At 48.8% G+C, this 26,710-nt stretch carries 20 protein-coding genes; 8 read left to right on the top strand and 12 right to left on the bottom strand.

Translation table 11 applies throughout. From position 1 onward, the window contains the following. The first annotated feature begins 50 nt into the window (after positions 1-50). The 5 genes from H6F88_RS07245 (at position 51) to H6F88_RS07225 (ending at position 7,498) form a co-directional block, all read left to right on the top strand. Positions 51-2,318, top strand: a complete 2,268-nt coding sequence (locus H6F88_RS07245; protein WP_190642075.1) for a Tex family protein — start codon at positions 51-53, stop codon at positions 2,316-2,318. A gap of 628 nt (positions 2,319-2,946) precedes the next feature. Beyond that, on the top strand, positions 2,947-3,468 hold the full coding sequence (locus H6F88_RS07240) for a hypothetical protein (protein WP_190642074.1): 522 nt from the start codon (positions 2,947-2,949) through the stop codon (positions 3,466-3,468). Positions 3,469-3,841: 373 nt separating this feature from the next. Continuing rightward, the gene (locus tag H6F88_RS07235; RefSeq protein WP_190642073.1) at positions 3,842-5,737 is read left to right on the top strand and encodes an alkaline phosphatase PhoX; all 1,896 of its coding nucleotides are present in this window, start codon (positions 3,842-3,844) and stop codon (positions 5,735-5,737) included. Positions 5,738-5,823: 86 nt separating this feature from the next. Then, positions 5,824-6,399: a PEP-CTERM sorting domain-containing protein gene (locus tag H6F88_RS07230; protein WP_190642072.1), complete on the top strand. Its 576-nt coding sequence runs from the start codon at positions 5,824-5,826 to the stop codon at positions 6,397-6,399. Positions 6,400-6,655: 256 nt separating this feature from the next. Beyond that, positions 6,656-7,498 (top strand): alpha/beta fold hydrolase, encoded by an 843-nt coding sequence (locus tag H6F88_RS07225; RefSeq protein ID WP_190642071.1) that lies wholly within the window; start codon positions 6,656-6,658, stop codon positions 7,496-7,498. 16 nt (positions 7,499-7,514) lie between these two features. Here H6F88_RS07225 and H6F88_RS07220 read toward each other — a convergent pair whose 3' ends face one another. The 4 genes from H6F88_RS07220 to H6F88_RS07205 form a co-directional block, all read right to left on the bottom strand. Further along, positions 7,515-8,678 (bottom strand): acyltransferase family protein, encoded by a 1,164-nt coding sequence (locus H6F88_RS07220; protein WP_190642070.1) that lies wholly within the window; start codon positions 8,676-8,678, stop codon positions 7,515-7,517. Next, entirely contained in the window at positions 8,672-10,198 is a 1,527-nt protein-coding gene (locus H6F88_RS07215) for an ATP-binding protein (RefSeq protein WP_199333494.1), read from the bottom strand. Before H6F88_RS07215 ends, H6F88_RS07220 begins: the two co-directional genes overlap by 7 nt. Positions 10,199-10,222: 24 nt before the next feature. Continuing rightward, on the bottom strand, positions 10,223-11,650 hold the full coding sequence (locus tag H6F88_RS07210) for an ATP-binding protein (RefSeq protein ID WP_190642069.1): 1,428 nt from the start codon (positions 11,648-11,650) through the stop codon (positions 10,223-10,225). Positions 11,651-11,742: 92 nt separating this feature from the next. Then, positions 11,743-11,982, bottom strand: coding sequence for a hypothetical protein (locus H6F88_RS07205; protein WP_199333493.1), 240 nt, complete (start codon positions 11,980-11,982; stop codon positions 11,743-11,745). Between the two features lie 523 nt (positions 11,983-12,505). On the opposite strand from H6F88_RS07205, the gene H6F88_RS07200 reads away from it, so the two are divergent. Then, positions 12,506-15,649 (top strand): ExeM/NucH family extracellular endonuclease, encoded by a 3,144-nt coding sequence (locus tag H6F88_RS07200; protein ID WP_190642068.1) that lies wholly within the window; start codon positions 12,506-12,508, stop codon positions 15,647-15,649. A 140-nt stretch (positions 15,650-15,789) separates the two neighbouring features. Here the strand turns inward: H6F88_RS07200 and arsJ are convergent, their stop codons facing one another. The 3 genes from arsJ to H6F88_RS07185 all read right to left on the bottom strand — a co-directional run bounded on the left by arsJ (position 15,790) and on the right by H6F88_RS07185 (position 19,285). After that, positions 15,790-17,052 (bottom strand): organoarsenical effux MFS transporter ArsJ, encoded by a 1,263-nt coding sequence (arsJ, locus tag H6F88_RS07195; protein WP_190642067.1) that lies wholly within the window; start codon positions 17,050-17,052, stop codon positions 15,790-15,792. A gap of 24 nt (positions 17,053-17,076) precedes the next feature. Next, positions 17,077-18,087 carry an ArsJ-associated glyceraldehyde-3-phosphate dehydrogenase gene (locus H6F88_RS07190; protein ID WP_190642272.1) on the bottom strand — a complete coding sequence of 337 codons (1,011 nt, stop codon included), beginning with the start codon at positions 18,085-18,087 and terminating at the stop codon, positions 17,077-17,079. Between the two features lie 517 nt (positions 18,088-18,604). Beyond that, on the bottom strand, positions 18,605-19,285 hold the full coding sequence (locus H6F88_RS07185) for a GntR family transcriptional regulator (protein ID WP_190642066.1): 681 nt from the start codon (positions 19,283-19,285) through the stop codon (positions 18,605-18,607). Between the two features lie 134 nt (positions 19,286-19,419). Between H6F88_RS07185 and H6F88_RS07180 the strand changes: the two genes are divergently transcribed. Continuing rightward, positions 19,420-21,054: a 2-isopropylmalate synthase gene (locus H6F88_RS07180; RefSeq protein WP_190642065.1), complete on the top strand. Its 1,635-nt coding sequence runs from the start codon at positions 19,420-19,422 to the stop codon at positions 21,052-21,054. 15 nt (positions 21,055-21,069) lie between these two features. Then, positions 21,070-21,750 (top strand): class I SAM-dependent methyltransferase, encoded by a 681-nt coding sequence (locus H6F88_RS07175; protein ID WP_190642064.1) that lies wholly within the window; start codon positions 21,070-21,072, stop codon positions 21,748-21,750. Positions 21,751-21,895: 145 nt separating this feature from the next. Here the strand turns inward: H6F88_RS07175 and H6F88_RS07170 are convergent, their stop codons facing one another. The 5 genes from H6F88_RS07170 to H6F88_RS07150 form a co-directional block, all read right to left on the bottom strand. Beyond that, complete coding sequence (locus tag H6F88_RS07170; protein WP_190642063.1) at positions 21,896-22,186, bottom strand: hypothetical protein; 291 nt, start codon at positions 22,184-22,186, stop codon at positions 21,896-21,898. A gap of 127 nt (positions 22,187-22,313) precedes the next feature. Beyond that, positions 22,314-24,194 (bottom strand): ABC transporter ATP-binding protein, encoded by a 1,881-nt coding sequence (locus H6F88_RS07165; protein WP_190642062.1) that lies wholly within the window; start codon positions 24,192-24,194, stop codon positions 22,314-22,316. A gap of 62 nt (positions 24,195-24,256) precedes the next feature. Then, positions 24,257-26,044 carry an ABC transporter ATP-binding protein gene (locus tag H6F88_RS07160; protein ID WP_190642061.1) on the bottom strand — a complete coding sequence of 596 codons (1,788 nt, stop codon included), beginning with the start codon at positions 26,042-26,044 and terminating at the stop codon, positions 24,257-24,259. Between the two features lie 29 nt (positions 26,045-26,073). Next, on the bottom strand, positions 26,074-26,226 hold the full coding sequence (locus H6F88_RS07155) for a hypothetical protein (RefSeq protein WP_190642060.1): 153 nt from the start codon (positions 26,224-26,226) through the stop codon (positions 26,074-26,076). A gap of 59 nt (positions 26,227-26,285) precedes the next feature. Next, entirely contained in the window at positions 26,286-26,438 is a 153-nt protein-coding gene (locus H6F88_RS07150; RefSeq protein ID WP_190642059.1) for a hypothetical protein, read from the bottom strand. Positions 26,439-26,710 lie beyond the last annotated feature (272 nt).

Raw genomic sequence — 26,710 nt, 5'->3', positions numbered from 1 at the left:
ATCCCGCTATCATAGGGTCTATCCTAGATCAGGCTCTCTAGATAGACTCGATGCTGAACATTCCTCAACTGCTGGCAAACGAACTCTCGCTCAAACCGTTTCAGATTCAAAATGCCCTGGAGCTTTTTGGCGAAGGCGCAACGGTGCCGTTTATTGCCCGTTATCGCAAAGAGCGCACAGGCGAAATGGACGAAACGCAATTGCGTAACCTGTTCGATCGCTACACCTACTTGACAGAGTTGGAGGAGCGCAAGCAGAGCATTCTAGAGTCGATCGCCCAACAGGACAAACTCACCGACGAGCTACGCACCAAAATAGAGGCGTGTCTGCAAAAAAATGAGTTAGAAGATTTATATCTGCCCTATCGTCCCAAACGTCGTACTAGAGCGGCGATCGCCCGTGAAAAAGGACTAGAGCCTCTAGCAACATGGATTAAGTCGCTGAATCATCCCAAGGCAGAGGGGCGATCGCTAAAAGAGGAAGCCGCCAAATACGTTTCTGCCGAGAAGGGAGTAGCAACGGCTGAGGCTGCCCTGAGTGGTGCGTCAGACATCCTGGCAGAAGAGGTGGCAGACACTGCCAAACACCGCGCCTATTTGCGCGAATACCTGATGGAATCCAGCGTCTTGACCTCGCGCATTAAACCAGATCATGCAGAAGGATCGACGAAGTTTGAGATGTATCGCAACTATCAAACGAAGGTTAAAACGGTTGCACCCCATAACCTGTTAGCGCTCTATCGAGGTGAAGCAGAGGGCATTTTGGAAGTAGCGCTGGAGTTTGACCAGGATGCAGTCTTGTCTTACCTAGAATCTGAGGAAATTCGCACAAAAGTGAAACCCGTGCGTGACTTTTATCGGGCAATGGTGCAAGATGCCTTCGAGCGCCTGATGAAAAACTCACTGATTACTGAAGTTCGCACTGCCAAAAAGCAAGCCGCTGATGTAGAGTCGATCAAAACCTTTGAGGCAAACCTGCGAGAACTGTTGTTAGCGGCACCTGCCGGAATGAAGCCAACGCTGGCGATCGACCCCGGTTTTCGCACAGGCTGCAAAGTGGTCGCGCTGGATCAAACGGGTCAATTTTTAAAGTATCAAACGATCTTTCCCCACCATTCGGCTGAGCAGCGCAAACAGGCAGCCCGAACGCTCGCAGACCTGATTCAGACTTATCACATTGAACTGGTGGCGATCGGTAATGGCACCGCTGGACGGGAAACCGATGAGTTTGTCAAAGAAGTACTGCAAACGTTAGAACGCAAGCCCATTTCGGTAATCGTGAATGAGGCGGGTGCGTCGGTGTATTCAGCCAGCGAGGTGGCGATCGCCGAATTTCCTGATCAAGATATCACCGTTCGCGGCTCCGTTAGCATTGGTCGTCGTCTCCAAGATCCACTTGCAGAACTGGTGAAAATTGATCCCAAATCGATTGGCGTGGGGCAATATCAGCACGACGTTGACCAGAAACTGTTGAAAAAGAAACTGGACGAAACCGTTGAAAGCTGCGTGAACTACGTTGGCGTAGATCTCAACACCGCTTCAAAGGAATTACTCACGTTTGTGTCGGGAATTTCTGCTGCCGTTGCCAACAACATTGTCGCCTATCGCAATCAAAATGGCGCATTTCGCAATCGTCGCCAACTGTTGAAAGTACCCAAATTGGGACCAAAAGCATTTGAACAGGCGGCTGGTTTTTTACGCATTCGAGAGGGCGAAAATCCGTTAGACAACACAGCGGTTCACCCAGAAAGCTATCGCGTAGTTGAGCAAATTGCGGCTGATTTAAACCAGCCGCTGCAAAACATCACTGAAATTGCCGCTCGGTTAAAGCAGATTGACCTGAAGAAATATGTGACAGAGGCGATCGGTGAACCAACCCTGCGTGACATTCTGACGGAGTTGGAGAAGCCGGGACGTGATCCCCGTGCCGAGTTCAAATATGCCACGTTTAAGGAAGGGATAAAGGAAATCTCTGATTTAAAGGAGGGCATGGAGCTAGAAGGTGTAGTCACCAACGTGGCTAACTTTGGTGCCTTTGTTGACGTTGGTGTCCATCAGGACGGGTTAGTGCATGTGTCGCAGTTGGCAGACCGATTCATTAGCGATCCCAAACAGGTGGTCAAAGTCGGGCAGGTGGTGACGGTACGCGTTTTAGAAGTGAATGAACAGCTTAAACGAATTAGTCTGTCCATGCGTTCTGCCGATAAGCCTGCTCCTGCTCAAAATCGTCCCCAAAAAGGAAAATCTCAACCGTCAGCTTCGCAGCCTTCAGCTCCCACTTTAGAAGATCTGAAAGCGAAGTTTGGCAAACGAAAGTAGGGTGTTGCTGACTCAGACCAGCCATTTAGTAGCGGAACACGCTTAAAACGTTGGGTTCCGCTTTGCTCCACTCAACCTACTTCAAGAGTTTTGTAGGATGGGTGAAGCAGAGCAGAACCCATGCTGTTAAAGAAACTGAGCTGGAAGATCCGATACTAAATCCGTCTGTAGAGTAGCAGTACCGGGAGGGGCGAAGCATTCGGCAAAAGAATTGTGCCTTAGTGGCAGGAATCATGACCGAATGCTTCGCCCTTACACCCAATAGTGATTCTTTACGAAATGGATTCCGTATGAGTCCTGAAACTAACGCAGTAAATTAGCTTAAATGCGTCAGTAGAGGAATTTATCGCTGTAGCTATACAAGGGGAGACTGCTGTAAGTCCCACTGCTGTAACAAACAAAACTTGGACAGAGCCGAGAGCCAGAGACGTACTTCCTGATTGAGTACGCCTCACAATATCTTCATACTTGTTCTCGCTCTTTTAAAGTTCAGTTCAACTCGGCTTAACCCTTGCTTGACCTTCTCATAAAAAATTAATGGGAACATCAATACGGTTGTAAACCAAATGGTCTGTAATATTTCAGACTTCTTACTCAAGCAGAGTACTTTAGATAGGTTTTTGATTTCGTGTCTCAAAAGACTTTTACTCACCGATTTTGGATGGCGATCGCAGTCTCATTCATGTTTAGTTTTTTGAGTGGAAATTATCAGCCTGCACAGGCAGAAGATGAACGGATTGTGATTGATATGCCCGTAGATAGGCAGGTCGATCACAGTGAGTTGGTTGCACAGGCAGAGTCGCTGCTGGGCGAGGCGATCAGTCGTCAGTTTAGCCAAAACCCTGATCTTTCGACTCTTCAAGTAGATGTGGTGGGCGATCGCAATGGTGAGATGATTCCAATTCTGACCGTGACTGTTTCTCGCGCTCAGTGGCAGGCAAATCCTCAGGTGAGTGCCTGGAGCCGATATTACCGTGCTTCTTACGCTTTGCTTCAACGACATGAGGCAGCGGAAACAGTGGCAGTGGCTCCAGCTAGAGCTGCGGATGGAAACACTGATATCCAAGATCGCTTTTGGATTGATGAAGCCTTTGATTCGGGTCGTCTCACTGGAGCAGCCGCCCAGGATTATCTGAGTGATCTGGATTGATTTTGAGGTCCGAGTGCAAGCCTGTCCAATTGATGTGACGGACTGGTGATGAATCCCTGACAAGAACTCAAAGTTCTGTCGCAATCAAGTGTGTGAGTTCTCATCAGAGAAAAGCTTCAGATTCTAATGGGGAGGGTGCTGACCGTGTTTTGACTCAAAAGTGAGTGGTTTCACGTTGATCGAATTCCAGGACTTACAGCCATTGTCAGGTGGATAAGCCACGGGTAGGGGCAGTTGGCGAACTGCCCTGCAGAAATTTGTGGTCTACACAAGTGGAAACTGCTGTAAGTCATTTTTCTAACCCTAACAGGTTCAGTTAGTTAGTTTGACAACAGATTCGGCTAGCAAGTTCAATATTGAGAGGAGAACACAGGTGATTCACGATAACGGAAGTAGCAATAGATCGGGCAACCGTTCTTTTGAGGACGTTCTGCGGGCTAGAATGTCTCGGCGTAACGTTCTTGCGCGTGGTGCTGCACTGTCAGCCACTGGTTTTTTAGCAGCGCTAGCTGGCAACAAGCTGTTTACTCAGGAAGCCACTGCTGCTACAGCCCAGGCTGCTGGTGATGCCGTTGCTCAAGGTACTGGAACGGCGATCGCTCAGCGGAGTGGCAGCCTGATCAACTTCTCATTTGTTCGTGCTGCGGATGGCGCGGGCGCTACTCCGAGCATTTCATCTGATTACCAGTACGAGGTGCTAATTCCCTGGGGAACCCCCATTCAACCCGGTGGTCCAGCTTACAACGGTGAACCTAACAGACGACCCACCGCTGCCCAGCAGGCTCAGCAAGTGGGAATTGGTCACGACGGCATGTGGTTCTTCCCCATTGGTGATGGTAACGACCACGGAATGCTGGCAATTAACCACGAGTTTGGTGACAACACTCACATCCTTGGTAAAGAAGCGCCAGAAAGCCTTGAAGATGTACGTCTCTCCCAGCACGCTCATGGTGCATCAGTGGTTGAAATTAGAAAGGAGAATGGCAGGTGGCAGAATGTCAGCAGTTCCAATGCTCGCCGCATTCACGTCAACACACCCGTTACCTTCAGCGGTCCAGCCGCCAACAGCCGTCTGCTGAGAACTGCTGCGGGAAATGCGCCTTTAGGAACCGTTAACAACTGCGCCAACGGCAAAACCCCCTGGGGAACCTACCTCACCTGTGAAGAAAACTTCAACGGTTACTTTGGTGCAAAGGATGCGGCGTGGACACCTGACGAAGCACAAGCCCGCTATGGTTTTAGTGCAGAGGGTTTTGGCTACGGCTGGCATCTATTTGACCCTCGCTTCGACCTGTCAAACTCCAGCTACAAGAACGAAGAAAACCGCTTTGGTTGGGTAGTTGAAATCGACCCAATGAACGGTGCTCAAACTCCTGTTAAGCGCACTGCACTGGGTCGCGTTAAGCACGAAAACGCAGAGGTTGTAGTCGGACAAGGCGGTCGTGCCGTTGTCTATATGGGCGATGATGAGCGCTTTGACTACATCTACAAGTTTGTTTCAGATAGCAATTGGCGATCGATGATTGCACGGGGCATCAGCCCACTGGATCAGGGTAAGCTCTACGTTGCTAAGTTCAACGACGACGGCACAGGCAACTGGATTGAACTCACCATCAACAACCCTGCTCTCAGAGCTAAGTTTGCGGATCAGGCTGAAGTGTTGACCTACACCCGCCTTGCTGCTGACGCTGTAGGGGCTACCCCAATGGATCGCCCAGAGTGGATTTCTACTGCTCCCAACGGTGATGTCTATGCGACTCTGACAAACAACACCCGACGCACAGAAGCTACCCCTCCCAACCCCCAAGCACCAAACCCCTTTGGTCACATCATCAAGTGGCGCGATAGCAACAACCATGTCGGCACTACCTTTACCTGGGATATCTTTGTTCTAGCTACAGATACCCACTCCACTGAGAAAAGCGCTTTTGGTAGCCCAGATGGTCTATGGGCTGACCCAGATGGACGGCTGTTCATTGAGACGGATGGCGATCAGCCTGAAGTGAATGGCGTGAAGCTGAATGATCAGATGCTCGTTGCTGACACAAATACAGGTGAAATTCGCCGAATCTTTTCGGGCGTGACAGACTGTGAAGTCACTGGAATTACGGTAACACCTGATCGCCGAACAATGTTCGTTAACCTCCAGCATCCGGGCAACGGCGACCCCAGCGTTACCAACTTTCCAGCACCCCAAGGAAGCGGCAGAATTCCTCGTGACGCAACCATTGTAATTACCCGCAAAAACGGCGGCATCATCGGTTCCTAGATTCGGTGCGGCGTTGGGTTTGCTGCTAGCCAGAAACCCAACGTCCAGCAGTTTGTTTTATCCGCAATTACTCACTAGGTGATTCTATGAAACGTTTTGCGCTTGCTGTCGGGTTGGGTTTAGGTTTATCAGCGATCGCTGCTCCCGCTCATGCTGCACTCTTTGCTTGGGATGTTGAATATAGCGGCTGGTGGGAAGAAAGTGGCGGCGGTTCTATCTTTGGAACAATCGTCGCAGATGACGAAGACACTCAAGACGGCATCATTTCCGGTGATGAGTTGAAATCCTGGCTTTGGAACTGGAGCGGAAATGATGTTGTACCTGCGTTTTCCTTCTCTTCTAAAGAGTCAGGTGCAACAGCAGACTTTGACGCTAGCTTTTATGTTGATGGCAGACTGAATCAGCCCGAACTGCTAGATGGACTTGACCAGGGAACGTTCACCTCTGGTTCTGGTGATGCAGTCTTGGACTTGGAGTTTCTGTACGCAATCTCCTACACCGACGGTGTTGAATCTTTCTCACCCGGCAATCCTGGAGCAGTGCTTGGAACGGTTGCAGTCGCAGATCCCGTTCCCGTTCCTGAACCTGCTACGGTTTTAGGTTTAGCTGCTCTAGTGGGTTTGGCTGCTACCACCGTCAAGCGCCAGAAGCAAGCGACTTAAGGAGCCTGCAAATTTCTCAAGATTAGGACAAAGGAAGGGAGGCTGGGTCAAACCTAGCCTCCCTTTTCTCTCGTTTCTGGCTTTTAGCCAAAATGTAATTCTAGAGGCTCTGCCTCTTGCAGCTAGAGGAGGCACCTCCGAAGCAGTATTCTCAAGCTATACCTAGCAACGAGGGAAACGAGGCAATCTCTCTAAACCTGAGCTGATTTATTATCCTGAATCAAGTATGTACAACGTTTAGAAGTTTGATTTCATTATGAGGCTTACCCAAACTCCACAGGACCAATACATTAAAGTCGGAGATGTTAATACTCGCTACTGGGCTTTGGGGGATGGAGAAGCCACAGTCATCTTGCTTCATGGTCTAGGAAGCTGTGTAGAAACGTGGACATACAATATTGGTGCTTTGGCGCAGCACCATCGAGTTTATGCGATTGATCTGGTTGGTTCGGGTCGCTCCGATAAGCCGCCAACTTCTTACTCTTTAGTTGACCTGGCGAAGTTTGTTCAGGCTTTCATGGATGTTCTTAACTTGGAACGAGCTAGCCTGGTGGGAAACTCGTTAGGAGGCGGAATTGCCCTACAGTTTGCCCTGCTTTTTCCTGAGCAAATAGAAAAATTAGTCCTGGCAAACAGTTTAGGGTTGGGCAAGGAGATTACGTTTTTCCTCCGGTTAGCTTCATTGCCCTGGCCTAGCCAGTTGTTCCGTCCCAGTCGGATTAGTACCGCTTCTGTATTAAAGCAAATTGTGTATGACTCAGCGGTGATTACAGACGATTGGGTTGAAGTGCTATATCAGATTGGCAATCTTCCCGGCACGCCAGAGGCATTACAGAGGCAACTCAGAGCCAATATTGATTTTTGGGGAGTTCGCCCGGAGGTTTATCGCCCCATTGTTGATCAACTTGCCACGATTCATACACCGACCCTCATTATTTGGGGACAACAAGATCCGATATTGCCGGTTGCTCATGCTCAGTTTGCAGCAGAACAGTTACCCAACGCTGATCTACAGATTTTTGATGAGTGTGGACATTGGTCCCAGGTTGAGCGATCGCAAGAGTTCAACGCTGCAATTCTGAATTTTTTGCAGGATTGAACGCACTTGATTGCATTCAAACGGAAGATCTATGAATTGGCTTTAGCCCAAAGAGAAATCGCAGAATGTTATAGCGTTTTACGAACAAATCGTAGAGCAGGATGGTTATAAAGAGTGAAGCAGTGCTAATCAAAAAGAATTTTGCGAACACACCTGTTTGCCACTGCACGACATAGAAGGCGATCGCCACCAAAACAGTTTGATGCAGTACATAAATGGGATAAGACGCAGGACTAAGATACCGCAATACTCGATTGTTAAAGTTTAAGTATTTGCGACCCAACCCCAAAAGTGCCATTACCCAAAGCCAGGAGTTTAAGCCGCGCAACATCTGGTACAGCACATACCCCAACGAATAGCTTCGCTCTGGTAAAACATTGGTTTGCCAGAGCCCAGATAGCACTGACATAGAGGCGATCGCCAATAGTGCGATCGCCTTCCAATTTCGCTCTATTGCCAGTTCAAATCTTGGATCTGCACAAATTAAGTAGCCATAAATAAAGTAAGCAAGATATAAACAGAAATTTGCCCAGTCGTTGTAAAGGTTCTGAAATCCAATCCAGTGAGGGCGCAAAGCTGCTTCAATGAGTACTAGGGGTAAGGCTAACAGGAAGATTGCTCCGGGTTTTTCGACTAGTGTTGCCAGCTTTGAAATCCAGGATTGACCGGCCTTTTTGAAATATAGAAATAGCGGCAAAGCCAGCAAGGAAAAGGTAAACAAATAGATCAAAAACCAGAGATGTCCCCACTCAAAATTTCCTTCAGGACGAACGCCATTAAAGAACCGGGGATAAAACTGAAGGTATGAAGGGCGATCGCTCGAAGTGCTTAGAAGATGATAGTAAACTTGAGGCGGAATTAGGATTAGGGTGCCAAATAGAAAAGGAATGAATAGCCGCTTAAACCGTTCTAAAACGTACTGAACTGCCATTTGAGTTTGCAGAATAAACCAGGAAGCAGCGCCCGAAAGCAAGAAAAACAGCGGCATATGCCACTGATGAACAAACAAGACGAAAGCATTCATTCCCGGACTCAAAACATCGTTTTGAATGTAAAATTCGCCCAGTTCACCTTTGTAGAAGACTGCAGCCGCGTGAAAGTAGATCAGCAAAAGCACCGCTAGCACTCGTAGCCAATCGAAGTCGTAGCGGCGGGTAGTGTTTGTAGACTTACTCAACATTGACTGGGAAAGCGAATCTGAAAACAGGTATCGCCGGGTTGAGAGGTAACGCGAATATCCCCCTCATGACGTTTAACGATTTTGTAGCTCGTGTTTAATCCTAATCCGGTGCCTTTACCAACGCCTTTTGTAGTAAAGAAGGGCTCATAGATGTGAGGCTGCACTTCGGGCGGAATGCCAATGCCATTGTCTGCAATCTCAATCAGCACCCAGTCTGCCTCACAACGAGTGCGTATCCAGATCGTTGGCTGGCTTGTGATTGAGAAGTGCCTTGCTCTGTTTTGCCAGCCCGTTGGAATCATCACAGGATTGGTATGGAGTGCTGGCGTGACCGACATTGGAGTGCTGCTTGTATTGAGGTTAAACCGTTCTAGTGTGGCGGCGATCGCATTATCAATCACATTCATCCACACCTGCTCTAGCTCTGACCCGTGTGACATCACCTTGGGCAAATCTTCGGCGTAGTCTCGAACTATTGCCACACCTCGCTTCAGCTTGTGTCCCAAAATTGTGAGTGTGCTTTCTAAGCCCTTATGAATGTCAACAGGCTGAAGGTCGTCTGGATCGAGCGTAGAGTAATCCTGAACGGCTCCCACGAGTTGATGAATTCGTTCAGTGCTGTGTCCTAAAGTATTCAGTAATCCCACCACGGTCAGGGTAGCTTCCAGCCAGGTGAAAACGTCTTGAAGACAAATGTTGTTTAAGCAAGTGAGAATTTGGTCAAGCCAGTCACTATCCAGTCCAGCATTGACAAACGTGGAAGCAAACTGCCAACTGTTTTGTATGTTGTGGTCATCCATCCAATCGGTAAGCTGGTCTTCGCAATCACTCTGGGTCATTGAGTCGAGCGTGGGTGGGTTTTGAGCCTGGACGATCGCGTCCTGCTGCAAACGGATCAAAAACTCACGTTGTTCGTCCGTCAAACACTTATGAGTGAGCTTGAGTGTCTGGGTTTGCATCAGCGGAAACACCCGTCGCAACTCCCGTGCTGCCCGCTGCGCGGCTGAAGCAGGATTATTTAGCTCATGCGCCAACCCCGCAGCAAGCGTACCCAGTGAAATTAGGCGCTCTCGATGCTGCGCCAGGACTTGAATCTCCTGCATCCGCACAATCATGGTTTGCAAAACGCTTTTTGCAACGGTCGGGCACAGCCCCATAAACTGCCAGAAAGTATCTGCATCCAGTTCCAGGATGTGACAGGTTGTAACGGCTCTACCGCTAGCCCAAAAGTAGGGTACGCCCATTAGCAGTGGCACTTCACCAATCAGCGTGGGGCGATCGTGCTGCACCAGCAAAATATCCTGATTGCCAGAGCGCTGAGTCATGCGGCAAATCCCTTCCAGCAGCACAAACACACAGTTTGCCGGGTCTCCCTCAGCCCGCAACAGCCCGCCCGGTGGAACTCTAACCGCTTTTCCTTGGGCAACCATCCATTCCAGCTTTGCCTCCGGTATTTGGGCAAAAACGGGAATTCGGCGAAGTAGATCAGTGGTGACAGGAGCAGGTTTGAGGCTCAGCATAGGTAGTTACCGATTGATTGCAACTTATGCAACTTGAGAGGGGGCAGCGGAACTGTCAGATTCCTTTAAATCCATGGGTAGGTATATTTGGAAGCAGGTACAGCCAGGTTTTGAAGTAACCTGAATCTGACCTTGATGCTGACTTACAATCACTCGGTGGGCGATCGGAAGTCCTAGACCCGTTCCATTATCTGTTGCTTTTGTTGTAAAAAACTGGTCAAAAACGTAAGGCTGAATTTCATCCGGAATGCCAGGGCCAGTATCCACAATTTCTACTAACACGCTTTCGCCAACTTGAGACGTTCGCAGAGTGAGTTTTCCCTGTCCTGCCATTGCGTCGATCGCATTGTCGATCAGATGTGTCCAGACCTGGTTCAAATCCCCCCCATACACACAGATAGGAGGTAAGGTGCGATCAAAGTCGCGAATCACTTCAATCCCAGTGACTAGCCGATGATTCAAAACTGCTAAAGTTCTCTCTAACCCTTCATGGATATCCATTTCCTGCAAAGGAGCCTGGTCGAGATAGGTGTAATCTTTTGCAGCCTGGACAAGTTCGGCGATGTGCTGAGTACTAAACTCGACATCATTCGTTAAGGCTAAGCTCTTAAGCGTGCCTTTTAACCAGGCTAAAACCGCACACACGGCTCCATTGGGAACAACACTCTCGATATCGTTGAGGACAGTAACATCCAAACCCGCACGAGTCAAAACTTTAGCAAAGTGTTGCGGGTGTGGAATGCTGCGTTTGATCAGCCATTGAACAATGTCTTCCTCCTGCACTTGCCATCCCTGCGGATTAATCTCTGCCGGAAAGATCGTCATCCGTTGCAGGAGGGTTTGCTGAAGCGTAATCAAAAACTCTTGCTGATCAGAGGTCATCTGATGGGCGTTGAGCTTGACGGTCAGCGGTTGGAGCCATTGAAATAACTCCTGCAAACGCTCGACCGCTTCTCGCCCTGTAGCGGACACCTGCCGTAGCTCCTGAGCCAGTCCTGAGGTGAGTGTGCCAAGGGATACCAGCTTTTCCGCCTGTAAGGAGACGGTTCCTAGATCCTGTGTTCGCTGAGCGGTTGAAATCAGTAACTCACGGTTGATCAGGGGACACAACTCCATCATTTTCCAGAATGCGGCCGTGTCAAACTCCAGCAGATTGCTTTTAGGTAAGGCGCGTGCTGTAGCTAGATAGGGCTGTTCTAACAGGATGAGTTCGTGACCAAAGTAGGAGTAAGGCTCAAAATTAGTCCAAGGAATTTGGCGATCGCCCATCTGCTTGGTGCACTGAATTTCGCCATCCAGCAGCACCCAAAAAGAGCCTGACGGTTCGCCTTCGACTGCCAAAATTTCTCCCGGTTCAAGCGATCGCTCGCATCCCAGTTTGGCAAAGTCAAGCTGCTCGTCGCTCAGGTCAGCAAACAGCGGTATCCGACGCAGCATCTTCAGATCAATCATGAGCCGTGCCCCAGCAGTGATCCCATTTAGCCACCTTTTATTGTAATGATGCTGTAGCACTCTGCACTTAAAGATTCAATTCTCAGCGAGTGCTAAAGCCAAGGGGCATTATCCATTAACGCAGTTAACATCTTTTCAAAGTTTTGGCGGAATAGCACGGCCAACAGTCCACACGACACCGTTGTGGTTCCCATCACCCAGCCAAAATGGGAGACGTGCCATACTCCACCAAACAGAGCAAAGAGAATAAGACCCGCACCCGAGCCGCCTAAGAATAACAGGGTCATCTGTTTCAGAGTACGGGGGTGTGGCTCAGTATTTTTAGAATTCACCTGTCTCTCCTCCAAGTCATTCAACGGTATTGGATGCCTATCGAAATGCTTTAAGTTTAACCGATACCAACTTTTCCTAAGGCTGAGCATCTTGGAGCGTGCCTCGCGTATGCTCCAAAATGCTCAGCTTTCAATAAAAAGGATATGAGTTTTGAGAACATTAGAGTTTTGGAAACACCAATGGTTGGAATAGGAATGGTTGAAATTGGTATTGATGCCATGGCTCAACGAGCCTAAGCATTTAGCTGATGTCCCTGAAAATCCCTTTACAAGTGTGAAGCGATTGTGAAGTTTCCGTAGACGCATTGAGGCTTAAGTCAGGGTTAAACCCGCCTTAAAGTGACTGTGAGAATTGTTAAGTTGGTAAATTTGAACACAGTTTAGCCTTCATGTCATCATCGGTGCCCTGAGTGAATTGTCCCTGCTGATTAAAGAAGGGGCTACAAGTTTTGCTGCGTGCCAAAACGCTAGACGGTTCACGGTTGTTCTTCACACTTATTCTTCACATTCACAAAGGCGGCTCATGGCGAACGTATTTATCAACGAATTTCACTACGACAACGCTGGAACTGATACTGGCGAAGCGATTGAACTGGCGGGGTTAGCCGGAATTGATTTGACCGGATGGCAGATTGTTCTTTATAACGGAGCGAATGGCTTAGAGTATAGTAGGCGATCGCTCGCCGGACTCACTATCTCCGATCAGGAAAATGGGTTTGGCACTATCACCGTTACTTATCCTTCTAACGGTATCCAGAACGGTGCTCCGGATGGTATCGCCTTAGTCGATGACACGGGTGCTGTCGTACAATTTCTCAGCTACGAAGGCGTTTTTACAGCCCTTGATGGCCCCGCTGTCGGACTAGAGAGCGTCGATATTGGCGTACGGGAACTAGATTCGACTCCGGTTGGCTCTTCCCTCCAGCTTCAGGGAACAGGTCGCACCAGTACAGATTTTACCTGGGCACCTGCGGCTGATGACAGCTTTGGTGAGGTGAATGTAGGTCAAATCTTTCAGGGCAATGATGATACAGGAATCACCATTACCCAAACGGATAGCAGCACTGCCGTGAGTGAGGCGGGTCAGACTGATACCTATGCGATCGCTCTTAAAACTACGCCCAGCAACCCAGTCATCATCACAATCAATGCAGATACTCAAACTGAGATCAGTGTGGATGGCACAACTTTCACGCGATCGTTAGAGGTGAGGCTGGGTAACACCACACCCCAGACAGTTACGGTCAGGGCAATTGATGATAACGACGCTGAGACTTCTCCCCATACGGGTACCATCTCTCACATAACTGCAAGTGCAGACGCAAACTATAACGGGCTTGCCATACCAAACTTGACAGTCAATATCACAGATAATGATATCGCAGTCACCAAAATCCATCAGATTCAGGGCAACGCATCTACTCAGCAGGCAGGTGGTGCCCACAACGATGTCAGCCCGCTTACGGGGCAAAACGTCACCCTTGAGGGAGTGGTTGTTGCTGACTTTCAGTTGACCAACCAGCTTCGAGGCTTCTTCATTCAAGAGGAAACGGCTGATCAGGATGGAGATGCAACCACCTCTGAAGGCATCTTTGTTTTTACGGGCAACAATGCGCCTTTAGACGTGCAGGAGGGGCAAGTTGTTCGGGTGACAGGCAATGTCAGTGAGTTTTTTGGTATGACTCAGGTCAGTGCTACTACGGCTGACAGCATCAAACTGGTCGATGGCGATAACAATATCGGACAAGTCACGACGACGACCCTTGATTTGCCTGCGACGGGTAACATTGATGACTACTACGAACTGTCTGAAGGAATGCGCGTCGAGTTTGCAGACACGCTGTATGTCTCCGAGTACTTTGAGCTAGCCCGCTATGGTCAGATCGTTTTGACCGAAGGCGATCGCCCCTTCCAATACAGTCATATTGATGACACCCCAACCGCAGCAGAATACACTGAGTTTTTGGATAACTTAGAGCGCAGCCGGATTATTTTGGATGACGATGATAGCATTCAAAACTCACCGTTGCCAAACGGTGTAATCTACTACCCGCAGCCCGATGGATTAAGTACCGGGACTCAAGGCACTGACTTCTTCCGGGGTGGAGATACGATCAACAACTTGACTGGAGTATTGCACTGGTCATTTGCTGGGCAGGCTGGTACGGATGCCTGGAGAATTCGTCCTACCGAGGCTGATCCGGTTGAGTTCACTGTGAATAATCCTCGTCCTGAAACATCACCCGACGTTGGCGGTAATATTAAAGTCGCTAACTTCAACGTGTTAAACTATTTCACCAGCATCGACACTACGGGCGGCAATGGTTCCCCTCGTGGAGCCGATAGTGCAGCTGAGTTTGGGCGTCAAAACGCAAAACTCACGGCTGCTCTAGCGGAAATTGACGCAGACGTATTTGGTTTGGTTGAAATTGAAAACAATGGTACTGCTGTCCAAGAACTGGTGAATCGCCTGAATGCCGTTGTGGGTGAAGGAACCTACGACTACATCGACACGGGTGTAGTAGGCACAGATCAAATCACGGTTGCTGTCATTTATAAGCCTGCTGTGTTGCAGCCTAGAGGAGAAGAAGCAATTTTGCTTGACTCCGAATTCACCGATCCCAACAACGCTGGCATTCAGCGCAATCGTCCGGCGATTGCTCAAGCATTTGAGGTAATTGACTCTAATAATGCAGACTTTGGCTCTGTGTTTAATGTGGTCGTGAATCATCTCAAGTCCAAGGGTGGAGGTGATGCCACAGGAGCAGATGTTGACCAGAATGATGGTCAAGGACAGTTTAACGACACGCGCACCAAAGCTGCCGACTATTTGGTGAATACCTGGCTTCCCACTGACCCAACCGGACAGGGTGATACGGACTATCTGATTATTGGTGACTTAAATGCCTACAAAGGGGAAACGCCAATCACAACGATCAAGAATGCAGGCTACACCGATCTGGTAGAAAAATTTGGCGGTGATGATGCCTACAGCTATGTTTTTGACGGGCAGCTTGGCTACCTCGATCATGCCCTGGCCAGTGAGTCAATGGAGTTACAGGTTACTGGTACAGCAGAATGGCACATTAACGCGGATGAAATTCCTGTATTTGACTACAACGATACTATTGATGACGGCGCAGGAGAAGCCAGCTTTGAGGCGGAACCCTCTGGCAATGATCTGTACGAACCCAATGCTTTCCGCACCTCTGACCACGATCCGGTCATTATTGGACTCGATCTCGCGCCAGAGTTTAATGTGATTAACGGCACTTCCCAACGTGATGATCTGACTGGAACCGATCGCAATGACCGAATTACTGGTTTTGATGGAAATGACGTGATCACAACAGGCGGTGGACGCGATCGCATCGTTTACACCAACATTGGCGATCGCGGTGACACCATCACCGACTTTGAAGTAGATCAAGACAAACTGGTGTTGACGGAACTGTTAGATAGCCTGATTTCGGGTGGATATAACGGTGAGGATGCGATCGCCGATGGCTATGTTGAAGTCCTTCAGCAGGGTAACTCTGGCAGATTCTCCATCCAGATCGATGAAGACGGTTCAACCGGAAATCGTCCATCCGTCCCATTTATAAATGTTCAAGGAAACAGTCTCTCACTAGAGAGCCTAAATGTAGCGAGTAATTTCGTGTTTTAGGTTGTTACACTAATTCCAAGAATTAGGGCTACAGATGGGATACCCCTCTATCTGTAGCCCTCTTTTAGAGAAGTATTACCCACTGTTGATTCTGGATTAACTTACCCGCATTAGTTACTAGTTATTGGTCATTGGTAATCTTAGTCTCTGCTACCAGCTTTCCAGGCGATCGCCTTCTGGGGTTGTGGGTCAGGCAATTTCAAAGAAATAATCCCTGCTGCTAACACCAAAATCGTGGATGTCCAGAGGCAACCAACTAGCCCAAAAAACTGAAAGATGAGTCCCGATAAAACTGTGCCTGCAAGTCGTCCACCAGAATTTGCCATATAGTAAAACCCAACGTTGAGCGCTACTTTGTCATCGTCCGTGAATGCCAGCACCAGATAGGAATGAACGGCTGAATTAAAGGCAAAAACAACACCAAAAATGGTGAGTCCGGCAATGATTGCGATGTTAGGGGGAACATTGAGGAGGAGTGCGAGGGCGATCGCCGCTGGCACCGCGGTTAGGGTAAACGTCCAGAACTGAATCGTTGCTGCTCTGGGCGGTTGACCGGAGCCAAAGCGGTTTAATAACGTTGGCGCAAGAAACTGAATGGTGCCATAGCCGATTACCCAGCAGGCTAGGAACCCTCCGACCCGCGTGAATGTCCAGCCCAACACGTCATACAAAAAGACGGGCAGACCGACGACAAACCAGACATCTCTAGAGCCAAACAGGAAAAACCGGGCAGCAGACAGGATATTAATTTCACGGCTCTTAGAAAAGAGTTGTTTGAATCCTACTTTTGTCTTGATTCTCCCCATCCCTTTGGGTAGGAAGAAACCCGTCAGTATGATAGCAAACAGCCCTGCCGCCATGATCAATAGTGAGTCTTTAAAGCCAAATGCAGCAAGCAGAGCGCTACCCGCAAAGAAACCTACTCCTTTGAGCGCATTCTTGGAGCCAGTCAGGACTGCTACCCACTTAAACAATGAGGACTGCGCTTCCTGAGGCACCACCAGTCGAATGGCGCTTTTAGAACTCATTTTGGTCAGGTCCTTGGCAATGCCAGAGAATGCCTGAGCAACCATGACAAAAACAACCGCAACCCACTGCGTCCACTCTGGATTGAGAAACGCCAGCAACACCAGTGAGAAGACCTGTAGCCCGATGCCTGTGTAGAGCGTCACCTTTAGCCCCATCTGGGAACCAATCCATCCACCTAAAAAGTTGGTGACAACGCCAAAAATTTCGTAGAACAAAAACAGCATCGCAATTTCTAATGGACTGTAACCAATCCGGTTGAAATAAAGCAACACCAGCATTCGCAGGGCACCATCGGTGATGGTGAACCCCCAGTAGGCGATCGTCACCAGGATGTAATTTCGCAAATTGGCTCGGTCAGCAGTGGATGCAGTCATCTGAGTGAAAGTGATAAGGGTAATTCAAGAAAGACTGAGTGCAACTTTTCGTGCCAGTTCTACCATGCGGTTGGCGTAACCCCATTCGTTGTCATACCAAGCAAGAATCTTCACCTGAGTGTCATCCACAACCATTGTCGAGAGGGCATCAATGATCGAAGATCGGGGATCATCTTTGTAGTCAATCGAAACGAGGGGACGCTCTTCGTAACCCAAGATGCCCTGAAGCGGTCCCTCGGCGGCAGTTTTGAGTAAATGGTTGACTTCTGCAACAGTCGTTGGACGACTCACTTCAAAGACGCAATCTGTCAGGGATGCGTTGAGCAAAGGAACTCGCACGGCTAAACCGTTGAGCTTGCCGTTCAACTCTGGATAAATTAGCCCGATCGCCGTTGCCGACCCGGTAGTCGTAGGAATCAGAGATAAACTGGTTGCTCTCGCCCGTCGTAGGTCTTTGTGAGGTGCATCCACAATGGTTTGAGTATTAGTATTGTCATGAATTGTGGTGATGACACCGTGACGAATGCCCAACCCTTCGTGAATCACTTTTACGACCGGAGCCAGACAGTTTGTAGTGCAGGAGGCTGCTGTGAGCAGATCGTGTTTGTCAGGTTTATACAGATGATCGTTCACCCCCATGACGACGTTTAGCGCCCCTTCTTTCACGGGTGCCGCCACGATCACTTTTCGCACTCCTCGCTTGAAGTAGGGATCAAGGGATTGCACAGTTCTGAATTTGCCGGAGCATTCTAACACCAGGTCAACACCCAGATCTTCCCAGGGCACTTCATCAGGAGTGCTGTGTTCACTGAAGCTGAGGAATTGGTCTGCAATCCAAACTCGCTCGTCTTTTGCGGCAACTTCGGGTGCCCAGCGTCCATGAACGGAGTCAAATTTGAGTAGGTGTGCTGCGGTTTCTGGTCCGCCCTTTACTTCATTAATGTGAGTAAATTTTAGTTCTGGACAATCCCATGCAGCCCGCAATGCAAGTCGCCCGATTCTGCCAAATCCGTTAATGCCAACTTTCACACTCATTAAAATGCTGTCCTCTCTATCCAACAATGGTTCTAGGGTGAGATCTTGCGGCGATCGCCCCTCAAACACAGTTCTCTCCCTGCCAAACTTGATCTGGTCCAGTCGTAATGGAGCAGGAGACGTGGTTGATACCCGTTTCGTCTGCACAAAATTCCACAGTCACCCCCGTCTCAAAGAGGCTCATATCAATTCGGACTGTTATGTCCTAACAGGGTGGCACTCATTGATATCCCTTTCATGATTGAATTCAATTTGGCTAAATCGTTTTGTATTAAACTAACAGACTATGTTAATCATTTCAAATAAAATTGATTTGTCAAGTCGCCTAAATCACTCGCAGCCGCAAAAATGCATTGATTGCTTCGTGATATTGAATTCCACTAGGCGATCGCACTGTTACTGGCGTTGCTGATTTGATGTATGAATTCCGTAGGGGCATGGCATTGCCATGCCCCTACAGAGGGGATTGAAATCCGTGAATCATACCCGCATTCAGCAACGCCCTGCTACTAGCCGCTTACCGTCCATTCCGTAAATATGTAACCAGTTGCTCTCCTGCGGTTTCAATGTGACGCTTGAGCAGCCTCACTGCTGTTTTTGAATCTCCCTGGCGGCAAGCATCCAGGATTTGCTGATGCTCCTGCTGCGACTTATCCAAATAGTTCATCTTCACCATTTGCAGCCGAATGTAGCGATCGATATTCACATGCAGCGTTTTAATTAGGGATAGTAGGCGAGGGCGATCGCCAGCCCCGTAAAGCACCGCGTGAAATTCCCAGTTCAGCTTTGCCCAGCGCCCCACATCGGTTTCGCGATCGGTTTTCTCTAGAATGTCAGCCGCTTTCTGCAAATCTGCTTCTGTCAGCTTTGGAATCGCAAGCTGAAGCGCCAAACTCTCTAGCGCTACACGAATCTCACAGATTTCCTGCGCCTCTGCCGGAGACATGATCGCCACCGTTGCCCCACGATTAGGAGAAAGCAGTACCAGTCCCTCTGCCTCAAGCTGTCGCAACGCCTCCCGCAGCGGGATGCGGCTCACGCCAAACTGAGCCGCAATTTCATCTTGCCGCAATGACTGTCCTTCCTGGAATACGCCCTGCACGATCGCCTCTCGCAGCGCATCGGCAATCAGGTCAGGCGTACTCCGCTGATGGCGCAACACACCCGCTGCTAGGTCACCTAAATCTACTGATTCCATAAAATGATCACGGATATTTTATTTTTGTATACGATTTTTTGTATACAATATTCATTGTAAAGGATGAGGGACGAGGATGAATACTGTATTCATCCTCGTCCCTCATCCCTAACCCCCTCGATCAGGAGCCAACCATGAGCATTCAACCCCAACCAGACCGAGTCATTATCTTTGATACGACCCTACGAGATGGCGAACAGTCTCCCGGTGCAACGCTAAACCCGGAAGAGAAGCTGGTGATTGCTCAACAACTGGCGCGGCTGGGTGTGGATGTGATTGAGGCTGGGTTTGCGGTTTCCAGTCCCGGTGATTTTGAGGCAGTGAATAACATTGCAAAGATTGTCGGTGTTGAAGGTGGGCCAATTATTTGCAGTTTGGCTAGAGCGGTTCGGCAAGATATTCAGACGGCGGCAGAAGCCTTACAGCCTGCGGCGCATCCTCGGATTCATACGTTTATTTCAACCTCTGATATTCACTTGAAATATCAGTTGAAGAAGTCGCGCCAGGAAGTGTTGGCGATCGCCGAAGAAATGGTTGCCTACGCCAAAAGCTTTGTGACCGATGTAGAATTTTCGCCGATGGATGCTAGCCGTTCTGACCCGGAGTTTTTGTATCAGGTGTTGGAACGGGCGATTGCCGCTGGAGCGACTACGCTCAACATTCCCGACACCGTCGGCTACTGCACTCCCAAGGATATGGAAGCACTGATTCGCGGCATTCGAGAAAATGTGCTTGGAATCGATCAGGTCATTCTCTCGGTTCATACGCAAAATGATTTGGGTTTGGCAACAGCAAACGCGCTGACGGCAATCGAGCAGGGCGTGCGTCAGGTGGAATGCACAATTAACGGCATTGGCGAACGGGCAGGTAACGCTGCATTAGAAGAAGTGGTGATGGCGCTGCAAGTCCGCAAGTCACACTTCAATGTGTTTCTAGGTCGTCCATCAAATTCGGAAGCGCCGCTAACCCGGATCAATACTCAAGAAATCTACAAAGCCTCCCGATTGGTTTCTACCGCAACCGGAATGTCAGTGCAGCCCAACAAGGCGATCGTGGGTGCGAATGCCTTTGCCCATGAGTCTGGAATTCACCAGGACGGCATTCTCAAGCACCGGGAAACCTACGAAATTATGGATGCTGCCTCAGTTGGCTTGACTGCTAATCAGATTGTGCTGGGCAAGCATTCCGGCCGCAATGCCTTTAGGACTCGTTTGCAAGAGTTGGGCTTTGAGCTGAACGAGGAAGATTTGAACCGGGCGTTTCATCGCTTCAAAGAAGTAGCGGATAAGAAGAAAGAGGTCTCTGACCGGGATCTGGAGGCGATCGCCCGTGACGAGCTACAGGCTCAGGTCGAACACGCCTTTCAGCTTGAGCAGGTGCAGGTGTCCTGTGGCGATTGCTCCAGCCCGACTGCCACAGTGACGGTTCTCATGCCCGATGGCAGAATTCTAACCGACGCGGCTGTGGGAACTGGTCCGGTTGATGCCGTTTACAAAGCCGTGAATCGGCTAGTTCAGGTGCCCAACGAATTGATTGAGTTCTCTGTCCAATCTGTTACCGAAGGCATTGACGCACTGGGACGCGTCACAATCCATCTGCGCTATCAGGAGCGATTGTTTGTCGGGCAGGCATCCGACACGGATATCGTCGTGGCTTCTGCCTACGCCTATGTGAATGCCCTGAATCGGCTCTATAGCTATTGGCAAAAGCAACCTTCCGCAGAACCGCATCAGAGAGTGAGTATGTTCGCCGAAATTCCCAACTTTTAGAGAACTTGAGAATCCATGAATATCCAAACTGCGTTTAATCGGGCTGCTGCCGAGTATGATGGGCTGCGGCGCATTCTGATTCCCTGTTTTGATGACTTTTATGGCACAGCCGTTCAGGTGATTCCATTTGAACGTACCAAACCCCTCAAAGCTCTGGACTTGGGAGCAGGAACTGGACTGTATTCCGGCATGGTGCAGGCGCTATTTCCCAACGCAGAATTCACCCTAATGGATTTTGCGCTAGAGATGTTAGAAAAAGCCCAGGCTCGGTTTGCAGGACTAGGCAAATCTCCCCAAGTTTTGATTGGAGACTATGCAGAAACGGACTTTGGCAACTCCTACGACCTGATCATTTCTGCGCTATCCATTCACCACTTGTCTGATGCAAACAAAGCAATGCTCTACCGTCGCATCTATCAGGCACTCAAACCAGGCGGAATATTTATCAACGCCGATCAGGTACAGGGCAAAACGGCTTGTTTGGACAAGCTCTATCGGCAAAACTGGCTCAACTCAGTGCAAATCGGCGCTTCGGCGGATGAACTTGCCGCTGCCCGAAAGCGAATGGAGTTCGATCGCCTTGCCCCTCTTGATCTTCAATTGAGCTGGCTAGAAGCCGCAGGGTTTCAAGATGTAGACTGCTGGTACAAAAACTTTAGCTTTGTGGTATTCGGCGGATATCGAGAAACTGTATAACTTGACAAACATTACTCAGGTCAAATCTTCTTAAACAACTGCAACATTGTACGGGTAGGTTTAGCAGCCAAAACTCAGATGGAGCCGAGGCTGAATGGCAAAACCTATCCCTACGGGAACTGCGGTTATTTGGGAGGATTTGATGTTAATTAGGTTTATCGATCTGTCGAGCCATATTACGGAAGTAGTCCATCTCGCTTTCAGAGCGGCGACGATTTGGACGAAGATTAACTGCATTGCTAGCAACTGAGGTTGTGGCAGACTCAGCAGGCTTATCCTCTTGAGCTTTGTCCTCAAAGTAATAGCTGGGTGTGCTCAAACCAAAGAGCCTACTAAAGAAAACGAACGTTTTCTGCAATGCTGTAATTAGTCCGCGCAAGACTCGCTCAACAAAGGCGATGAGACGAATGAAAGTATTACGAATGATAGGTTGCATAGCCTGACCTCGAACTCTCTCTAACCCTAACAAATAACCTCAAGATTTGACCGTGTAGCACGTTTTAAAATATGCAGTTTCATGTAGAAATGGTATTACACCAAATTCGGTTAATTTATCTTTCGCTTTACATCACAATATTGAGATCCTCTGGTTTCCCTTCTGCGTCAACCACACCATTCTTAAGAACAATGATGTAATCGGCTTGACGTAGAACAAAGGGACGATGAGAAACGACGAGGTAGGTAGGGTTGTAAGAAATAGGGGAGCGAGGTGTAACGGCAAGGAGGTGTGACCAAAGAGTTTGTTCGGTTTCAAGGTCAAGGGCACTGGAGAGGTCATCAAAGACGAGTAGCTCGGGTCGCCGAAGTAACATTCGGGCAGCGGCAGCGCGTTGCTGTTGCCCACCCGAAAGACGCATTCCTTTGGAGCCGATCAGGGTATTGAGTTCTTCTGGCATTGCAGCGAGATCCTGATCCAGCGCAGCAATGGCGATCGCTTTCCTCAATTCCGCCTCATCAGTCTGAAATCCCATCAACAAATTCTCTTGCAGCGTATTGCTGAACAACTGGGGTACCTGTGGTGTATAAGCACTGCGTGGCGGCACAAAAAACTGATCAGGCTGTTCGATGCGCAATCCGTTCCAGTAAATTTCCCCAGATTGTCTGGGGAGTAGACCCAGTAAGACTCGCAGCAACGTCGTTTTCCCTGATCCGACTCGACCTGTGATAACGGTCAGGCTCCCTCGTTTCAACGTCATGCTGATATTGGTAATGCCACGACCAGACCAGCATTGCGAAGCAGTATCGCTGCTTGGATATCGGTAGGTCAGATTTTCTACTCTTAACTCTTCAAGCGCAGTATCTCTTTTGGGTTGGGCGATCGCAGGCAATTCAGTCATTCGCCCTTTGAGATCGGGCAAATACAGCGGTGCAGGTTCAACCAGCCCTTCCACTCTGTTACTCTCCTGCTCTTCCACACTGCTAATCAACGTTCCCATCCGCTCTAATGACACCTCTGTTTGCTTTGTTAGAGCTAAGAAGCCGCCGAAAAACCACAAAAAATCTGTAACAAACGCCAGGTAATACACAAATAAAGCAAAGTCACCCACACTGAGCGTGCGTTCGCGAAGTGTCTCTGAAAGCAAATCGCCACCCCCCACTCCAGATTGGGCTGCCACTAATAGGATTAGACCGGTACCCAGGCTGACCAAATTTTCTAAACTAGACTGGATGATTGCTGTAAAAACCTGATCTTGCACCACACGTTGTTGGCGTTGGTCACCGAGCCAGCGCAGATGATTGAGAACAGGAGTTTCGGCTCCTGCGACCTGAATGGCTTGCACAGCGGAGAATAGTTCTCCAATTAATCCAGTTACCTGCTGGGTTGCCTGACGGCTCGCAGAGCGATACCGCTTTATGCGAGCCTCAGCATGTTGAAGGGTGAGAGCGATCGCCACCAAGGGTAAAAAGACTAGTAAGGTTAACCGTGCATTGACGTTGAAAAGAATGATGAGAGCAACGATTGCGAACACCCCGGCTGAAAAAAATTCATTGGTGCCCACCACAGTATCTTCTACCTGAGCCGCATCATCTCGAAAGAAACTAATGACCTCACCGGGTGAAACTGTTTTACGACCCACTGTGAGAGATTCTGCACCTGGACGCTGCAACAACTTGTCTAACAAATTGCGTCGCAGTAAAGAACTCATCGTAAAGCGGTGCTGGGTTTTGGTAACGCGTCCAGCAAAGATAGCGACAATGCGAGCAGCACCCACTGCAAAGATCAACGCCACCCACACCATCGGGGATTGCAGAGAGATCAATTGAGCGCTGCCACTTGTCTCTGTGCTGGTTAGGGTATTAAAAAACTCACGGATGATTAAACCGGGTACAACAGGTAGTCCTGCAATAAACAGCCACAAAATGGTATCGAGCAAGTACAGCCCAAAGGCGTAGCGAATCATTCGCCAGAGAAGTTTCCAGATTGCTATTCTTTGAGTGGTCATTCTTAATTAGATTGAATATTGAATAGAGTTACAACGCAAAAGTCTGAATATGACATTCTGAACTATGCCATTAGTGTCGTAGCGTTCACCTTGAGTAATTGTGAAAAGCGCGATCGCTGATCATTTTGGAGGGTAAAGCGATCGCCATATTCCACCACTTTCCCCTGCTCTAACATCAGAATTTGATCAACTCTTTGGATAGTGGCTAACCGATGGGCAATGATGATTCCCGTGCGATTGTGGAGAAGTCGGGCGATCGCCCGTTCAATGCATTGCTCTGTTATTGGATCAAGCCGAGACGAGGCTTCATCGAGAATCACCAGTCCTGGATTTTTAAGAAACACACGGGCAAAGGCTAATAGCTGCGCTTGCCCTGCTGAAAGTCCGGCACTGTCTGCCCCAAGTTGAGTATCTAACCCGTCGGGTAATGACTGAAGCCATTCGGTTAGCTCCAGGTTATTCAACGTTTCCAGAATTTCTGTATCCCGAATTCGAGCATCAAAAAAAGTCAAATTATCTCGAACACTAGCTTGAAATAACTGTACATCTTGGGTTACCAACCCCACTCGTTGCCTGAGCTCAGAAAGGGGCGTTTGGGCGATCGGAATATTTCCTAAGCGGATCTCTCCGGTCTGAACATCGTAGAGCCGCAGGAGCAAACGGGCGATCGTGCTTTTGCCGCTTCCAGTGCGTCCAAGCAATCCGAGGGTCTGTCCAGCAGGTAGATGCAGGGAGAGGTTCTGAAGCGTATGGATAGAGGGTGAAGGAGTAATTTTTTGCTCACGATTCCCCTGTTTAATGCTTTCATAACTAAACCAAACCTGTTGAAATGAAACGGACAAAGCTCCTGCTGGCAAATGAGCATTACCCAAATCTTGTATCTGCGATCGCACATTCAACAACTCTCGAATCCGGTGAATACTGGCTTCAACTTGCTGCAATTCTTCCAGTTCTTCGCGGATGCGTTCGATCGGTTGGTTGAGGAGGTTGGTGTAGTGAAAGATGAGATAGGCAGTCCCAATCGTGATCGCGTTTTGGTTCCACAGGTAAGCAGAAACAGCAAGGGCGATCGCATTACCCAGGGTAAACAACCCCACGCTCGTAGACCAAAGAATCGTACTCGCAAATCTAGCTTTTTGATAGATGGGCAACCATCGTTGTAAGAGTTCATAAAAACGGCGCATGACATAGCTAACGGCTCCATTGGCACGAATGTCTTCCCGTCCTACTAGATGTTCACCTAAGAAGCCAAAAAAATCAGCGCTCATCTGCCGATAGGCTGCCCAGGGAGTAACGGCAACGGATTGTATTCCTAACAGTAGTGACAACGCAATGAGTGAAAATAGAGTTAAACTTACACCTGCTAATAGGTTCTCAGCAAATAAAATGATCAGAATTCCCAACAACAAAACACCATTGCCTAACACATGAATGACGAGTTGAGAAAAGAAACGAGACAACAGATTCACATCTCCATCCACTCGTTCTAATAATTCTCCTGGGGTGTGTGATTTATGAAAGGACAGATCTAGATTTAAACAATGTTTGGCTAAATCGAGCCGTAAGGCATTGGTAGCAGTCCAGGCAACCATTTCGCCTAAGTAGGTTGCCGTGACTGTTAAAATCTGTGTCAGTAAAGCCAAACCCATGAAGAGAAAGGCAGCTATCAAAAGTTTTTGCTGGGAGCCACCGGATACGGCAGTATCAATGAAGTAGCCCAGAATTTGCGGATTGAGAATTTGGAAGCCAATGCTACTGAGGAGGGCGATCGCCAATCCAACCACGCGACCCTGCTGTGGCTTGAGGTAATGTGCCAGGAGAGAAGTATATTGCTTGAGAGGAATTTGCATTGTTTAGCTGAGCACAGGTGGAACCCTCACTAGCAGGTGCGATCGCCCTTCAACAAAAGGTCTTGGTGCAGCTTACCGCAAAGATTGCCTGTGGGTAAGGCAGATTTGGCTCCTAGCGGGAGTATTTTGATGCCTAAACGGAATAGTTTACGCAACGCAACCCGATCTACTTCAATGTGCAAAAATCACAGCAGAAATTGCCGCAATTGTTCAATCACCAGTTCTGTGCCGATAGAACTATTCAAGCCATTCCAGAGATGATAGGTCGTGAAAAGACCCGGTTCTGTTGGCTGGCAGAAAGGGATTGGGCGATCGCATTTTCCTGCCAACTGGTTTGAGTCGTTGAAGTTTGGCGTTCTAGAACGCGATCGAGTTTTGAAGATACTGAATTCATTAGATAGTTAGATAAATCATCCAAAACCATCATGGCTTGAATAGGTGTGCTGGCTACATGCCGGTAATCCTTGACTTCAAAGACCTTTCCTTGCTGTACTAGACTTCCTGCACGAATATAAAGTGAGTGTGACAGTTGAGGATCGCAGCGAAGCAAGATAGCTTCTGAATAGAAGCTAATGTCAGAAGCAGATATGCGATATAACGAGTTGGAGCATCTATCGAAGCGCCACTTTAAGCGCTTGTGTGGGGTCAACCGTGAAACGTTTAGCG

It is taken from the genome of Oculatella sp. FACHB-28, assembly GCF_014696015.1.
Lineage (GTDB): Bacteria > Cyanobacteriota > Cyanobacteriia > Elainellales > Elainellaceae > JAAUTN01.
This window is presented reverse-complemented; position numbering and strand designations above follow the sequence as displayed.

Excerpts from the sequence above, each read along its gene's own strand:
- H6F88_RS07180 (WP_190642065.1), top strand. The coding sequence starts at position 19,420 with ATGAGCATTCAACCCCAACCAGACCGAGTCATTATCTTTGATACGACC.
- H6F88_RS07200 (WP_190642068.1), top strand. The coding sequence starts at position 12,506 with ATGGCGAACGTATTTATCAACGAATTTCACTACGACAACGCTGGAACT.
- H6F88_RS07220 (WP_190642070.1), bottom strand. The coding sequence starts at position 8,678 with ATGTTGAGTAAGTCTACAAACACTACCCGCCGCTACGACTTCGATTGG.
- H6F88_RS07185 (WP_190642066.1), bottom strand. The coding sequence starts at position 19,285 with ATGGAATCAGTAGATTTAGGTGACCTAGCAGCGGGTGTGTTGCGCCAT.
- H6F88_RS07150 (WP_190642059.1), bottom strand. The coding sequence starts at position 26,438 with ATGAATTCAGTATCTTCAAAACTCGATCGCGTTCTAGAACGCCAAACT.
- H6F88_RS07170 (WP_190642063.1), bottom strand. The coding sequence starts at position 22,186 with ATGCAACCTATCATTCGTAATACTTTCATTCGTCTCATCGCCTTTGTT.
- H6F88_RS07210 (WP_190642069.1), bottom strand. The coding sequence starts at position 11,650 with ATGATTGATCTGAAGATGCTGCGTCGGATACCGCTGTTTGCTGACCTG.
- H6F88_RS07190 (WP_190642272.1), bottom strand. The coding sequence starts at position 18,087 with ATGAGTGTGAAAGTTGGCATTAACGGATTTGGCAGAATCGGGCGACTT.
- arsJ (WP_190642067.1), bottom strand. The coding sequence starts at position 17,052 with ATGACTGCATCCACTGCTGACCGAGCCAATTTGCGAAATTACATCCTG.
- H6F88_RS07225 (WP_190642071.1), top strand. The coding sequence starts at position 6,656 with ATGAGGCTTACCCAAACTCCACAGGACCAATACATTAAAGTCGGAGAT.
- H6F88_RS07215 (WP_199333494.1), bottom strand. The coding sequence starts at position 10,198 with ATGCTGAGCCTCAAACCTGCTCCTGTCACCACTGATCTACTTCGCCGA.
- H6F88_RS07165 (WP_190642062.1), bottom strand. The coding sequence starts at position 24,194 with ATGACCACTCAAAGAATAGCAATCTGGAAACTTCTCTGGCGAATGATT.
- H6F88_RS07245 (WP_190642075.1), top strand. The coding sequence starts at position 51 with ATGCTGAACATTCCTCAACTGCTGGCAAACGAACTCTCGCTCAAACCG.
- H6F88_RS07230 (WP_190642072.1), top strand. The coding sequence starts at position 5,824 with ATGAAACGTTTTGCGCTTGCTGTCGGGTTGGGTTTAGGTTTATCAGCG.
- H6F88_RS07160 (WP_190642061.1), bottom strand. The coding sequence starts at position 26,044 with ATGCAAATTCCTCTCAAGCAATATACTTCTCTCCTGGCACATTACCTC.
- H6F88_RS07175 (WP_190642064.1), top strand. The coding sequence starts at position 21,070 with ATGAATATCCAAACTGCGTTTAATCGGGCTGCTGCCGAGTATGATGGG.